We start from the raw sequence: 12,819 nt of genomic DNA, 5'->3' as shown, positions 1-12,819 counted from the left end.
CGTGCGGGATTTTTTGTTTCTGGAGAGCACCCATGGCCGATATCGCCATTTTTGAAGACGACGCTTTCAGCGTCCCCTCGTTGACCGCTGCAATCAACGAGCAGGAATACCTGCCGGGCCGCATCAGCAGTCTCGGTTTGTTCCGCGAGGAAGGCACTACCAGCCTGACCGTGCAGATCGAGAAAGACGGTGACACTCTGGCGCTGGTCCCAGCGGGCGAGCGCGGTACCTCTGGCCTGGTGGTCGGCGCAAGCAAGCGCACGCTGATCCCGTTCAACACAGTGCACTTGCCGGAACGCTTCACCATCAAGGCCGATGAAATTCAAGGCATTCGTGCATTCGGGACGCGCACCGAACTGCAGTCGGTACAGGATGTGGTCAACAAGCGTCTGGCCAAGGCGCGCCGCCAGTTGGATGCCACTCATGAATTCCAGCGGATGGGCGCATTGAACGGCCAGGTGCTGGATGCCGATGGTAAGACGGTGCTGCTGGACATCTACAAGTCCTTCGGCGTCAACCGCCAGAAGATGTCGATGGGCCTGAACAATCCCGATACGAATGTGCGCGAGCGTGCCGGCGAAGCACTGGACATGCAGGAAGACGCCCTGGGCAGCGTGACTAGCTCCGGATCCCGCGCATTCTGCGGTAAGAACTTCTGGGGCAAACTGATCTCCCACAAATCGGTCACGGACACCTATCTCAATACCCTGCAAGCGGCCGCATTACGCGGTGATGCCCGCGAGAGTTTCGAATTCGGTGGAATTGTTTGGGAGCGCTATCGCGGCAAAGTGGCGGGCGTGTCGTTCGTCCACGATGACAAGGCACTGCTGGTACCGGAAGGCGTGCCGGATCTCTACATCTCCACCTTCGCCCCGGCTGACTACATGGAGACAGTCAACACCGAAGGCCTGCCGTACTACAGCAAACTCGAACCGCTGCCATTTAACAAGGGCGTGGCCGGTGAAGCCCAGTCCAACCCGCTGCACCTGTGCACGCGACCTCGGGCGCAGATCCTGCTGGAACTTTGACCATGTCCTTCCGCGAATTGCTGGAAGACGTCGACGACACGGTGTTTGAAACGTTGGGCGACTCGGCTCGGATCGAGGGCTACGACGAGCCGGTACTGGGCATGTTCGCCGCTCCGTGGTTGCAACCCAAGATGGGCAATACAAGGACGGCGTTGCGTGAACCGAAGTTTGAGATTCGCGTCCGAGATTCGCATGGCCTGAGAAAGGGGCTGCTCGTCAGTGTGGATCTGCCGGAGCTGGACGGCGGCGGCGACTACGACCTGCTGCAGCTGGAGCCGGGCGGTGATGGACTTGTCGCCTTGATACTGAGGAAACGCCCATGAGTGTTGGCAGCCACTTCAAGCCCTCGGCCGGCGGCGGGATGATCTCGTTGCAGACATCGGCGGCAGACCTGACAGCCTTTCAGGACTTTGCCGCCGTAGTGCCAAAAGCAGCGGCCAACGCCCAGCGCCGAGCCATCAACAAAACCCTGCGCTGGCTTGCCACACAAATTGCCCGCGCCGTCGGCCGGCAGGAGCGCATTGCGGTCGCTGCTGTGCGTCAGCGACTGCGGGCCTATCCGGTCAGCGGAGGAGCGAACAGCGGCAAATTGTGGTTCGGTCTCAACGCCATGGAGGCCAGCCGCATCGGTCGCCCTCGGCAGAGTCGCTCCGGTGTCTCGGTGGCCGGCCGGCGCTTTCAGGGTGCGTTCTTCAAGAAGGTCTACGGCAACAGCGCAGACGTCTGGATCCGTACCGGCAGCAAGCACTTCAGGGCGAGCGATTATCCCGACAGCGATGTCAGCGGTGCGGTCGGCGCGAGTTCGGGCTGGATCGCCGAGCACGACAATCGCTTCCCGCTGGCCAAGGCCAAGGTGTCATTGCAACAGGCCCGCCCGCACTTCGAGAGTTGGGTACGTAAGGCTGACGAACACTTGGTGCATGTCCTGCAGCAGGAACTCAATTTCGAAGTGCAGAAGCACTTAAAGGGGAAATGACGTGACGGATCAATCGGACGAGCCGTTCAGTCTTGAACAGCTGTATCACGCCATCGAGCGGCGCATTCAGCAACACTTTCCGTGCATGCAGACGGTGTGCATGTGGCCGGATGATTTGGATCGCTTACCGCTGCCTGCGGTGCTGATCGAATTGGCCGAGATGGAGCCGGGTCTCGATCCGGGAACCGGTGAAACAGGTTTGGCCTGCAAGTTCGAGGCGCGAGTGATCACCGATCCGATTCAGCCGGATCATCATCAACAGGCAGTGTTCCTGGCGGGCCATCTTGCCGCGTTGCTGCGCATGCAGTGCTGGGGCGTTGAGGTCGAGCCAGCCGAGTTCGTGCAGGCCATGCAGGACTGGACCAAACCCGAACTGGACGGCTACACCGTCTGGGTTGTGGAATGGACGCAGCAGATCTACCTCGGCGATGCCGAATGGCCTTGGCCGGATCAGCCGCCGGGCACCCTGGTGTTGAATATTGAGCCAGGCGACGGCCCATTCCGTCCGGAGGACGTGAGATGAGCTCCGGTTACGTCGCGGCCCAGCACGACCGCATGCTCGCTGGCCTGGTCAAGGATTGCTACGTGGTGGCGGTGGATCTGGCCGCATCACCCCCAGTGTGCCGAGTCTCGGACGGGGAGTGGGTCAGCGGCTGGGTTCGCTGGCATAGCGTTGCAGCTGGCAAGGCGCGGCACTGGCGGGCACCGAGCATCAATGAGCAGGGCACTTTGATCAGTGCCAGCGGCGATGTCGCGCAAGGCACGTTCATTCCTGGTCTGTACGGCAATGGTGGCCCGCCACCAGATAACCGCGACCACGTCGAGGTCTGGCGTTTCGATGATGGAGGCTCACTGGTCTACGACTGGCAGGCCAATAGTTACACCATCATCCTGCCGAGCGGTACGGTCACCATCAAGGTCGGATCGACCCAGGCCGAAGTCACCGACAACGCTGTCAGCGTGAAGTCCGGAACGATCGATCTGGAGGGCGCCGTGAACATCAAGGGGCCGGTCAATATCGACGGCCCGCTGCACGCGACACAGAGCATCACCAGCGATGCCGACATTCTGGCCACCGGCCAAAGTGACAACCACCACAAGCACTAACTCATCACTCATCCAGCCCGCCTCGAGCGGGCTTTTTTATGCCTGGAGAAACCATGGCCAAACATCAAGATGATTCGACTGTGCCTGAGCCTGTCCCGATCAGCGCGGTGCAGATGACCTCGACCGTGACTTTTCGCGACACCCTTTACACCTCGCGCACGGTCATCCTGCCTGACGGCCGCACCCTGGCCGTAGCGAAAGCCCAGGTGTCGGTTGATGGCACGGACGATGTAGCGCTGCAGTGCCTTAAAACCAACACCGAGTTCGAGCAACTCAAGGAGTAAACCCGATGATCGGAATGGATCGCCACACCGGGCAACCCATCTCCGGCATCGAGCATTTACGTCAGTCGGTGGCGGACATCCTCGGCACGCCGCTGCTGAGCCGCCGCGAGCGTCCGGAATACGGCAGCAAGCTGCGGCGCATGGTCGACCTGCCCATCAACGAAGGTTGGAAAAGCGCCGCTCAAGCGGAAGCGGCTCGGGCGCTGCGCCAGTGGGAGCCGCGACTCAAGCTTGAGCGCGTCGTCGCCATCTCGGTGTTGGGGGGGAAAATCAATTTCAGAATCAGCGGCGAGTATCTCGGTGAGCGCGGCACGTTGGAGGTGTGGGTATGAGTACGCTGGTGGATCTGACGGAACTGCCCGCACCGGATGTGCTGGAGCCGCTGGACTTCGAAGAGGTGTACGGCGAAGCGTTGAACGTGTTCCGTGGTTACATGGGCGACAACTGGACAGCGGCGCTGGAGAGCGATCCGGTGACCAAGCTGCTGGAAGTCGGCAGTTACATCAAACTCGGCAACCGGGCGAGGGTTAACGACGCCGCCAAGGCGCAACTGCTGGCGTATGCCATCGGCGCCGATCTGGAGCAACTCGCCGCCAACGTCAACCTCAAGCGCCTGGTAATTCAGGCAGCGGATCCGCTGGCGGTGCCGCCGGTCGAGGCGGTGTTGGAATCCTACGATGCCCTGCGTGAGCGGGTGCAGATGGCCTACGAAGGGTTGACCACGGCGGGGCCACGCAACAGCTACATCTTGCATGCCCGTAACGCCTCGGCGCTGGTTGCTGACGCAACAGCCGAAAGCCCGGCGCCGGCCTGTGTCGACGTGACGGTGCTGGGCCTGGAAGGGGACGGCGCTGTTGGGCCGGAGCTGCTGGCCTTGGTCGCCGAAGCTGTCAATGACGACGATGTGCGCCCGGTCGGTGACCGGGTCACGGTACGCGGCGCCGAGATCCTGCGGTACCGGATCGATGCGGTGCTGCACATGAAAGGCACCGGACCGGAAAACGATGCCGCGCTCGCCGAGGCGATCAAGCGTCTTGAGGCCTGGATCAATCCGCGCCGTCGCTTGGGCGTCGAGGCAGCGCGCTCGGGTGTCGATGCGCAGTTGCACGTTGCTGGTGTGGCCCGCGTTGAACTCAAGGACTGGCAGGATCTGAAACCCACCAAGGCACAGGCGGCGTACTGCACCGGGTACACCGTCGTGTTGGGAGGCTGATATGCGCAGTCTTCTACCGCTCAACAGCACTCCCCTGGAACGGGCTATCGAGGCGACCTTTGCCGAGACCACGCTCATTCCGCTACGCACGCTGTATAACCCCGACACCTGTCCTGTGCACCTGCTGCCACATCTGGCGTGGGCCTGGTCAGTCGACCGCTGGGATCCGGCGTGGCCGGAAGCGGTCAAGCGCGCCGCGATCAAGGCCTCGTTCTACATCCACAAGCACAAGGGCACCATCGGTGCATTGCGCCGGGTCGTCGAACCGCTGGGCTATCTGATCGAGATCTCGGAATGGTGGCAGACCATACCGGAAGGCGTGCCGGGCACCTTCGCGTTGAAGGTCGGCGTGCTGGACACCGGCATCACCGAGGAGATGTACCTCGAACTCGAACGCCTGATCGACGACGCCAAACCCGTCAGCCGGAAACTGACCGGACTCGACATCACACTTGAAACTCACTTGGACGCCTATGTCGGTTTTGCCGTTTACGACGGTGATGAAATCGACGTTTACCCATGGAGCAACCCGGACATGGACGTAATGGTTCAGGGGAACCATGGCGTCAGCGAATACACCCTCGACGAATTGGACGTATATCCCCATGGTTGATAAAAACTCTATTTTTGGCGGCATGCTCACCACGCAGGGTGCCGCCAAGAAAACCAACTGCGACGCGCTGGGCATCCCTTGGGAACCGCGCTACATGCTCATCGGTGATGCAAACGGCACCGACCCCGTCCCCAGCGCCTCGCAAACCAAACTGGTGAATCAGGTTTACCGGGCGCAGCTCAATCAGTTGCGCGTGTCTCCAACCGACAGCAACGTATTGATTGCAGAGCTGGTGCTGCCGCCCGATGTCGGCGGTTGGTGGATTCGTGAGCTGGCACTTGAGGACAAGGACGGCGTGTTCTCGGCGGTGGCCAACGCCGCGCCGAGCTACAAGCCTTTGCTGTCGCAAGGGTCAGGTCGCAATCAGGTGGTGCGGATGCACATCATCACTAGCGGGACGTCGAACATTCAGTTGAAGATCGATCCGTCGGTAGTGCTGGCGACGCGCGGGTATGTAGACGATTTGGTCAACGGTCTGCTGCCGGCAGACAAGGCCGCAGGGACTTACACCAAGGTCACGGTGAATGATCGCGGCGTCTTTGTATCAGGGTCGAACCCGACCACCCTGGCCGGATTTGGAATCAAGGACACCTACACCAAAACAGAAGTTGATTCGCTGATTACTCAGGTTCAGCAGATCGCTACAAGTGGATCTGTTATGGGCACCTGTCGCGGCGTGAGGGTGAGCGTCCAGACCGCCTCCAGCTCCGCAGTGCTAACTGCTGATGAGGTAGTCGCGGCGCATCAGGTCAGCGGTATTGCTTATCGAACGCTGGGGTTTAACAAGACCATCAACCTTGCACGAAACGGTGTCGGTGGGATGGATGTTGGGCAGGCGCCTGTCTCTGGCTACGTGGCGATTTATGCGGTCTACAACCCGGATGCGAACCTCTGGGGATTACTTGCCAAAGACGTGACTGCCGCCGCCGGCGCGGAGGTTTATACCGGGCTGAATATGCCAGTGGGCTACACCGTTTCGTCACTGGTTAGCGTACTACCAACGGACGCTAACCGGTTTTTTAAACAGGTTGAGCAGGAAGGTCGAAACGTCTTCATCGTGGGGCAATCGATTCTTAGCACCGTCCTTATTTCCGGTGGGTTCACGCCTTTCAGTATCGCTTCGGTCGTGCCTCGAAACGCCAAGCGCTGCCAAGGGCATGCGTCGGTGTTCAACGTAACGGCGGGCAACAACAGTTATGGGGCTGTTTCTGGTCGTGGCGGGGTGGGGGTCCAGTCGTTTTGTGCCAACCCTTCCACGGCAGGCAATGCGGGTTTGCAAGCGGCGTTTTCTGATATGCCGATTACATCCGAGCAGACGCTTTTTTACTCGCTGACTGGGTCTAACGGTACGCCGTCCCTGGGCGTTAGCATTTCCGGTTATACATTCTGAGGAGAGTGCGGATGGGTATCTTTGTCCAATTCGAGGACGAAAAGGAGGAGCGGATTATTTCGATATTCGATTGCCCTCAAGACCCGGCGGTGTGGCCGAATCAGGGCGTAGTAGATATTGATGATCCGCGCTACTTGAGTCATCCGGCCGTTCGGCAGCAGGTGGAGAACGACTCTTTCGATTTGGCTCGCGTTTGGCGCGATGCTGAAATTGTTCGGGTGAGCTGGCTACGCGATCGACACCGCGACGAGGTTGAAGTCGGTGTCGAAACCACGCTCACTACCGCGCAATACGCCGAGCTGTTGGCGTATATCAAAGCTCTGCGTGACTGGCCGGCGACGGCGGAATTTCCCACCGAAGCGTCCCGTCCAGTCGTGCCTGAATGGGTAGCTAGTCAAACTCAATAAACGCCTCGCACTGACGGGGCGTTTTCTTTTCCGTTGCGCGTAACACGAACACACCTCACAGCCTCGCATAAGCGGGGCTTTTTCGTTTCTGGAGAACGAGCCTTATGAGTTTCTTTCACGGCGTCACGACCACCTCGGTCGATACCGGCGCACGCACTATCTCGTTGCCGTCCTCGTCGATCATCGGCTTGTGCGACACCTTCAGTCCCGGGCTGCTCGGTGGCGGTACCGCCAAGGCCGGCGAACTCAAACTGATCACTACCGAGCGTGAAGCCATTGCCGCGTTCGGCGCCGAGTCGGCGATCACCAAAGCCTGCCAGGCGATCTACGCCAAGGCCAAGGCGGTCATCGTCGCCATCGGCGTACCGAAGATGGACGACCCGGCGCTGCAGATATCAGCCATCATCGGCGGTGTTCTGGCGTCCGGTCAGCGTACCGGCCTGCAGGCGCTCCTTGATGGCAAAAGCCTGTTCAACGCCCAGCCGCGATTGCTGATCGCGCCCGGTCATTCGGCCACGCAAGCGGTGGCCACAGAGATGGATAGCCTGGCGCAGAAGCTGCGGGCCATCGGCATCATCGACGGGCCATGCACCACCGACGAGGCCGCGATGGCCTACGCGAAAAACTTCGGCAGTCGCAACCTGTTCATGGTCGACCCGGGCGTGCAGTACTGGGATACCGGTGAAAGCAAGACGGTGGATGCGCCTGGCTCCGCATGGACTGCCGGCCTCTTCGCTTGGACGGATGCGACCTACGGGTTCTGGGCCTCGCCGTCAAACAAGGAACTCACCGGCATCACCGGGACCACTCGCGCCGTCGAGTACTTGGACGGCGACGAAACCTGCCGGGCCAACCTGCTCAACAACGCGAACATCACCACGATCATTCGCGACGATGGATACCGCCTCTGGGGTAACCGCACGCTATCCAGCGATCCGAAGTGGGCATTCGTCACCCGCGTGCGCACGCTGTTCATTCTGATGGACGCGGTGCAGGCCGGGCACAAATGGGCGGTCGACCGCTCGATCACCAAGACCTACGTCAAGGACGTCACCGATGGCTTGGAAGCATTCATGCGCGACCTGAAAAATCAGGGAGCGGTGATCAACTTCGAGGTGTACGCCGACCAGGAGCTGAACACGGCCAGCCAGATCGAGCAGGGCAAAGTGTACTGGCGAATCCGCTTCACCGACGTGCCGCCGGCCGAGAACCCGAATTTCCTCTTCGAAGTCACCAACGAGTGGATGACCGAAGTGCTTGAAGCCGCCTAAGGAGGCCACCTGATGATTCCTGAAGTTCTGTCCAACTGCGCCGGGTTTATTGACGGCGTGAGTTTTGCCGGCGAGATGCCGAGCCTGACCCTGCCCAAGGTCGTGCTGAAAACCGAAACCTACCGGGGCGGCGGCATGGCCGGCGAGATCGAGATCCCGACCGGTGTCGAGAAACTTGAAGCCGGGTTTACCACCAACGGTGTGCGCCGCGAGGCATTGAAATGGTTCGGCCTGTCCGACCGCACCGCGTGTACGGCGGTGTTCCGAGCCACGTTCAAAGGTCTCAAGGGCAAGGTGACTCCGGTCATCGTGACCATGCGCGGCGGCCTCAAAGAGGTCGACATGGGCGACTGGAAGGCCGGTGAAAAAGCCGAAAGTAAACACAACATGGCGTTGACCTACTACAAGCTCGAAGTCGGCGGTCGGTTGATCTACGAGATCGACATGGTCGGCATGGTGCTGGTGGTCGACGGCGTTGATCAACTGGCAGAAGAACGCTCGGCCCTGGGCCTTTAAGGACATACGCAATGACTCAAGCAATTCAAGTTACACCCGAACAGTCGCTCCCTAAGTGGATGGAACTGACCGAGGAAGGGTTTCGTATCAGCCTCAAATACCCGACCGAACTCAATGGTGTGCAAGTCGACCGCCTGACTATGCGCGCACCTTGCGTGCGGGATGTGCGGGCCGCGCAAGCGGCCTCCAACGGTGACGCCGAGCAGCGCGAAATGTCGCTTTTCGCTTCGCTGACCCAGACCCCTGAAGCGGATCTGATGAGCCTGAAGATGGTGGATTACATGCGCTTGCAGGCCGGCTACTTTCGTCTGGTCACGGACGACTAAGTGCGACGGTTCTACGTTGAAGATCCTGGCCAAGCGTATGGCGAAAGAGACCGGGTTCTCGGCAGCCGAGATCCTGGCCATGTCCTTCAACGAACTGGTGTGGTGGCTCTCTGACTGAGCCACCGCCTAACCAACCTTGCGCATAAGGTCCGCACATGGCGAAGAACCTCGCACTCGGCTTTGTCATTGGCGGCGCCGTCGATCCGACGGTAGGCAAAGCGTTCAAGGACGTCGAAAGCAAGATCAAACATTTGGACACCGTGGGCAGCAAGGCCCGCGTGTTGCAGAACACCATCGGCGACACCATGCGTCTGCGCGATGAATGGCGCAAGGCGCACATGACCGGTGCCGCCGGCGCGGACAAACTAATGAGCAAGTACGAGAAGAACCTCGAACTGCTGAAGAAACAAGGCGTTGAGGTCGGGCGGCTGAGCAAGGCCTACGCCACGATGGGCCGCGTGGCAGCTGGAGCCGAATTGAAGGCACTCGGTCATCGACAGATCGAGGAGGGCCGGGCAGGACTGAAAGGCACCCTCGGTCAAGCAGGGGCGCTGACCGCCGCAGCTGCCATCCCGACGAAGGTCAGTGCGGACTATGGCGCGATCATCCGGGACATTGCGATCAAGGCCAACATTGCCAACACGCCGGGAGAGGCACAGCTGTCCAAGACTGTGATCGACACCTCACGCGATACGGGCATGGCGCGCAATCAGGTGGCCGAAGTGGTCAACGCCTTGGTCGGCGCCGGTATGGAGTTGGACAAGGCGCTGTCCTATGCGCCGACCGCTGCCAAGTTCGCGGTGGGCCAAGGATCGGAAGGCACTGAAACGGCGAAGATGATCAACGCCTTGGGGCAGAACGCCAAGATCACGGACCCCAAGGTGATGCAGCAGGCGCTGGAGGCCATCGCCTACCAGGGCCAGGCGGGCAGTTTTGAAGCGGTCGACATGGCCAAGTGGTTTCCTGAGTTGCTGGCCGGCATGGGCAAACTGGGTATCACTGGCATGGACTCGGTGACACAGCTGGGCGCGATGTTGCAGGTGCAAATGAAGACCGCTGGTGGATCGGACGAAGCGGCGAACAACCTCAAAAACTGGATGGAGAAAATAGGCTCCGGTGAAACGGTCAAGGCCTACCAGAAGGCCGGGATCGACTATAAGGGGTCGATGCAGACCGGTTTGCAGAATGGCAAATCCACACTGGAATCCAGTTTTGCCCTGGCCCAGAAGTACATCGAAGCGACTGATCCGAAGCGAGCCGCCGAGATGGCCAAGGCCACAGCGGCGATCAGTAAGGAGGCTGACCCCGAGAAAGCCAAGGCCATGATGAAGTCTCTGGAGGAGGCTTTGCGCACCGGTGACCTGTTCGCCGATATGCAGGTCAAGGCCGCGCTGACCGCGTACATGCAGAACAAGGATCTGTATGAGCAACTGAAAAAGGATTCCGCCGGGGCGACCGGGATCCTCGATAAGAACCTAGCCGAGCGCCGGCAAACCTCGGCGCAGAAATGGTCCGAAATGGCCCAGTCGATGGACGATGCCATGCGCAGCATCGGCGATGCGATCCGGCCGGTCACCGATTCCGTAGCCGACGGCATCAACAATGTTAGTCGCAAGCTGTCGGGCTTTGCCGACGAGTTCCCGCGGGTCACGCTCGGCATCGGCACGGCCGTGGCTGGACTGGTTGCGCTCAAGGGGGCCGTCAGCGCCTTCAAGGTTGGCAAGGGGCTGATGAACCTCGGGCGCGGCACGCTGATGGGCAATCCGAACATCCCGCAAAAGGTGATCGTTACCAACCTTCCGGGTGCTGGTGGCGGGCTGAGTGGCGGTGATCTCGATGCCGGCGGCGAGGGCAAGAAAGGCAAAGGGGGGAAAGGCGGCGGGAGAGGAGGTGGTGGTCGTGGTGCCAAGATTGTTGGCGGCATGAAAGGTCCAGCGCTGCTGGCGGTGGTGGATGCTGGTTTTAAAGCCTACGACACCTATGAAAATGCCGAGACCCAGGATGAAAAGGCGGAAGGCTACGGACAAGCGGCTGGCGGTTTGGCAGGTACCCTGGCCGGCGCGGCTGCGGGAGCCGCCATTGGCTCGGCAGTGCCCATTATCGGCAACATCGTCGGCGGCCTGATTGGCGGCTATCTCGGTTACATGGGCGGCGATGCGCTCGGTGGAGTAATGGGTAAAAAATTGTTCGGCGCTGATGAGTCGCTGAAGAAAGTACCGGATGCCGGGCCGTTGATGATGGCCAACGCCGGGCAGAACCTTCCGCCGGTGATGGGTGACATTGCTCGATCATTCGGACCGAAGCCGGCCTCTGGCCCGTTGGCACCTGCAGCGATGGGCGATGTGGCCCGTTCACTTGCTGCGCCTGCCAGTGCGCCAGTTCCACCAGCGCTGCTGGCTTCAACCGTCCCGGTGGCAAAAGCCGAGTCGCCGAAAATCGATCAGCAGGTCCAAATCTCGGCGCCGCTGCACATCACCGTGCAGGGCGATGCCAAGGATCCGGCGAAAATGGCGCGTGAGCTGCAGCCCTTCATCGCGCAGCAGATGCAGCAGGCCACGCAGCAGTTGCAGAACCGCAAGCTGTATGACGAACCGCATGTGTAAGGAGGGCTAATGGCCTATATGGAACAGCTGCAGTCCGGTCTGAAGAATCTGGCTGCAGCGGGGGAGACTGGACGACGTAGCCTCGACGGAATGATGGGGCCGGTCAACGGTGCCATCAGCGAGATCAGCGGCGCGGCCTCGGAGCTGGAAGGTATTCCAATCGTGGGGCCGGCGGTCGGGGCAAAGCTGCAACGCGTCATGCGCAGCGTCAACGCCGCGCAGGCCAAGGTCGGCCAGGTGGTGGCCACCTACAACAAGGCCACCCGCGCCGTGTCGCAGATCGATGAGCGGATGGGCGAACTCAAGGAGCAGGCAGCGCGGGCGTCCACCGCGATCAACAAGATCGCCGGCAAGCTCAGTCCATCACTGGGGAACATTCTGCCGACCGGCTCACTGGCGGGTGACGCGACACCGATGCCGGAAGCGGTGAAGCCGTTTCCGCACCTGTTAATCGTACAGCCGCTGGATCCCAAGGCGGTCCCGTACTACTTCAACCTTGACACCGCCGCCTTCGACGAGCTGCGGCGCTCGACGGAGTACCGCTGGGCGTCGCAAGAACGGTTGACCCGCCGTCCGGCGCAGCAAGCGGTGGGCATCGGCGAGGAAAAAATCACCCTCAAGGGCGCGATCTTCCCGGGCTTCAAGGGCGGAATCAAGCAGTTGGACACCCTGCGCAGTCTCGGTGCCCAGCTCCTGCCTCTGACCCTGACCACCGGCTATGGCGACGTGCTCGGCACCTGGTGCTTGAAGAACGTCGAAGAAGAGCAAAGCGCGCTGCTGCAGGGCGGCATCCCGCGCAAGCAGGCATTTACTTTGGAGTTCACGCGTTATGGCGATGACATGCAGAACGTCTGACGGGGATCTGCTGGATACCCTGTGTTATCACGCCTATGGGCATTTGAGCGGTTCGGTCGAGGCGGTGCTGGACGCCAATCAGGGCCTGGCCGACGAGCCGCAACCGTATCGCGCCGGCATCGTGATCGAGCTGCCGGATCTGCCGGCACCCGATGACAGCGAGGTGATGCTGTGGGGCTAATGCCCCTCCGGTATGCAGCGCAATGATTCAATCGGCCCGCCCAGTGCGG

Annotated in this window: 17 protein-coding genes; all 17 read left to right on the top strand. The window is 60.8% G+C overall.

Annotation, left to right across the window (positions count from 1 at the left end):
- Positions 1 to 32 precede the first annotated feature (32 nt).
- Positions 33 to 1,028, top strand: a complete 996-nt coding sequence (locus AC1RBR_RS17780; protein ID WP_492565857.1) for a major capsid protein — start codon at positions 33 to 35, stop codon at positions 1,026 to 1,028.
- Positions 1,029 to 1,030: 2 nt separating this feature from the next.
- On the top strand, positions 1,031 to 1,351 hold the full coding sequence (locus tag AC1RBR_RS17775; protein WP_103520676.1) for a head-tail joining protein: 321 nt from the start codon (positions 1,031 to 1,033) through the stop codon (positions 1,349 to 1,351).
- A complete protein-coding gene (locus tag AC1RBR_RS17770) occupies positions 1,348 to 2,004 on the top strand; it encodes a hypothetical protein (protein ID WP_492565855.1) in 657 nt (218 codons plus the stop codon). Before AC1RBR_RS17775 ends, AC1RBR_RS17770 begins: the two co-directional genes overlap by 4 nt.
- A gap of 1 nt (position 2,005) precedes the next feature.
- Positions 2,006 to 2,527 carry a hypothetical protein gene (locus AC1RBR_RS17765; protein WP_492565853.1) on the top strand — a complete coding sequence of 174 codons (522 nt, stop codon included), beginning with the start codon at positions 2,006 to 2,008 and terminating at the stop codon, positions 2,525 to 2,527.
- Positions 2,524 to 3,111, top strand: coding sequence for a phage baseplate assembly protein V (locus AC1RBR_RS17760; RefSeq protein ID WP_492565852.1), 588 nt, complete (start codon positions 2,524 to 2,526; stop codon positions 3,109 to 3,111). Before AC1RBR_RS17765 ends, AC1RBR_RS17760 begins: the two co-directional genes overlap by 4 nt.
- A gap of 53 nt (positions 3,112 to 3,164) precedes the next feature.
- The gene (locus AC1RBR_RS17755; protein WP_492565851.1) at positions 3,165 to 3,395 is read left to right on the top strand and encodes a hypothetical protein; all 231 of its coding nucleotides are present in this window, start codon (positions 3,165 to 3,167) and stop codon (positions 3,393 to 3,395) included.
- Positions 3,396 to 3,400: 5 nt separating this feature from the next.
- Positions 3,401 to 3,727, top strand: a complete 327-nt coding sequence (locus AC1RBR_RS17750) for a GPW/gp25 family protein (RefSeq protein WP_103368789.1) — start codon at positions 3,401 to 3,403, stop codon at positions 3,725 to 3,727.
- Entirely contained in the window at positions 3,724 to 4,608 is an 885-nt protein-coding gene (locus AC1RBR_RS17745; RefSeq protein WP_492565850.1) for a baseplate assembly protein, read from the top strand. Before AC1RBR_RS17750 ends, AC1RBR_RS17745 begins: the two co-directional genes overlap by 4 nt.
- A 1-nt stretch (position 4,609) precedes the next feature.
- Complete coding sequence (locus AC1RBR_RS17740; protein WP_492565848.1) at positions 4,610 to 5,221, top strand: phage tail protein I; 612 nt, start codon at positions 4,610 to 4,612, stop codon at positions 5,219 to 5,221.
- Positions 5,214 to 6,611, top strand: a complete 1,398-nt coding sequence (locus AC1RBR_RS17735) for a phage tail protein (protein WP_492565846.1) — start codon at positions 5,214 to 5,216, stop codon at positions 6,609 to 6,611. Before AC1RBR_RS17740 ends, AC1RBR_RS17735 begins: the two co-directional genes overlap by 8 nt.
- 11 nt (positions 6,612 to 6,622) lie before the next feature.
- The gene (locus tag AC1RBR_RS17730; protein ID WP_492565844.1) at positions 6,623 to 7,018 is read left to right on the top strand and encodes a phage tail assembly chaperone; all 396 of its coding nucleotides are present in this window, start codon (positions 6,623 to 6,625) and stop codon (positions 7,016 to 7,018) included.
- Between the two features lie 104 nt (positions 7,019 to 7,122).
- Positions 7,123 to 8,289, top strand: a complete 1,167-nt coding sequence (locus tag AC1RBR_RS17725; RefSeq protein ID WP_492565842.1) for a phage tail sheath subtilisin-like domain-containing protein — start codon at positions 7,123 to 7,125, stop codon at positions 8,287 to 8,289.
- A gap of 12 nt (positions 8,290 to 8,301) precedes the next feature.
- Positions 8,302 to 8,805, top strand: coding sequence for a phage major tail tube protein (locus AC1RBR_RS17720; protein WP_103368783.1), 504 nt, complete (start codon positions 8,302 to 8,304; stop codon positions 8,803 to 8,805).
- 11 nt (positions 8,806 to 8,816) lie between these two features.
- Positions 8,817 to 9,131: a phage tail assembly protein gene (locus AC1RBR_RS17715; RefSeq protein ID WP_443526375.1), complete on the top strand. Its 315-nt coding sequence runs from the start codon at positions 8,817 to 8,819 to the stop codon at positions 9,129 to 9,131.
- 155 nt (positions 9,132 to 9,286) lie between these two features.
- Positions 9,287 to 11,734, top strand: coding sequence for a phage tail tape measure protein (locus AC1RBR_RS17710; protein WP_492565840.1), 2,448 nt, complete (start codon positions 9,287 to 9,289; stop codon positions 11,732 to 11,734).
- Positions 11,735 to 11,743: 9 nt separating this feature from the next.
- Positions 11,744 to 12,589 (top strand): phage tail protein, encoded by an 846-nt coding sequence (locus AC1RBR_RS17705; RefSeq protein ID WP_492565838.1) that lies wholly within the window; start codon positions 11,744 to 11,746, stop codon positions 12,587 to 12,589.
- Positions 12,564 to 12,770: a tail protein X gene (locus tag AC1RBR_RS17700; RefSeq protein WP_096796963.1), complete on the top strand. Its 207-nt coding sequence runs from the start codon at positions 12,564 to 12,566 to the stop codon at positions 12,768 to 12,770. The genes AC1RBR_RS17705 and AC1RBR_RS17700 overlap by 26 nt, the downstream gene beginning before the upstream one ends.
- Positions 12,771 to 12,819 lie beyond the last annotated feature (49 nt).

The sequence above is a fragment of the Pseudomonas sp. GW823-FHT01D03 genome (genome assembly GCF_058798255.1).
This window is presented reverse-complemented; position numbering and strand designations above follow the sequence as displayed.

Bases quoted from the DNA above. Each gene is read 5' to 3' on its own strand.
- AC1RBR_RS17755 (WP_492565851.1), top strand. From the start codon at position 3,165: ATGGCCAAACATCAAGATGATTCGACTGTGCCTGAGCCTGTCCCGATC.
- AC1RBR_RS17710 (WP_492565840.1), top strand. From the start codon at position 9,287: ATGGCGAAGAACCTCGCACTCGGCTTTGTCATTGGCGGCGCCGTCGAT.
- AC1RBR_RS17770 (WP_492565855.1), top strand. From the start codon at position 1,348: ATGAGTGTTGGCAGCCACTTCAAGCCCTCGGCCGGCGGCGGGATGATC.
- AC1RBR_RS17705 (WP_492565838.1), top strand. From the start codon at position 11,744: ATGGCCTATATGGAACAGCTGCAGTCCGGTCTGAAGAATCTGGCTGCA.
- AC1RBR_RS17745 (WP_492565850.1), top strand. From the start codon at position 3,724: ATGAGTACGCTGGTGGATCTGACGGAACTGCCCGCACCGGATGTGCTG.
- AC1RBR_RS17780 (WP_492565857.1), top strand. From the start codon at position 33: ATGGCCGATATCGCCATTTTTGAAGACGACGCTTTCAGCGTCCCCTCG.
- AC1RBR_RS17725 (WP_492565842.1), top strand. From the start codon at position 7,123: ATGAGTTTCTTTCACGGCGTCACGACCACCTCGGTCGATACCGGCGCA.
- AC1RBR_RS17740 (WP_492565848.1), top strand. From the start codon at position 4,610: ATGCGCAGTCTTCTACCGCTCAACAGCACTCCCCTGGAACGGGCTATC.
- AC1RBR_RS17735 (WP_492565846.1), top strand. From the start codon at position 5,214: ATGGTTGATAAAAACTCTATTTTTGGCGGCATGCTCACCACGCAGGGT.
- AC1RBR_RS17715 (WP_443526375.1), top strand. From the start codon at position 8,817: ATGACTCAAGCAATTCAAGTTACACCCGAACAGTCGCTCCCTAAGTGG.
- AC1RBR_RS17700 (WP_096796963.1), top strand. From the start codon at position 12,564: ATGGCGATGACATGCAGAACGTCTGACGGGGATCTGCTGGATACCCTG.
- AC1RBR_RS17750 (WP_103368789.1), top strand. From the start codon at position 3,401: ATGATCGGAATGGATCGCCACACCGGGCAACCCATCTCCGGCATCGAG.
- AC1RBR_RS17720 (WP_103368783.1), top strand. From the start codon at position 8,302: ATGATTCCTGAAGTTCTGTCCAACTGCGCCGGGTTTATTGACGGCGTG.
- AC1RBR_RS17775 (WP_103520676.1), top strand. From the start codon at position 1,031: ATGTCCTTCCGCGAATTGCTGGAAGACGTCGACGACACGGTGTTTGAA.
- AC1RBR_RS17760 (WP_492565852.1), top strand. From the start codon at position 2,524: ATGAGCTCCGGTTACGTCGCGGCCCAGCACGACCGCATGCTCGCTGGC.
- AC1RBR_RS17730 (WP_492565844.1), top strand. From the start codon at position 6,623: ATGGGTATCTTTGTCCAATTCGAGGACGAAAAGGAGGAGCGGATTATT.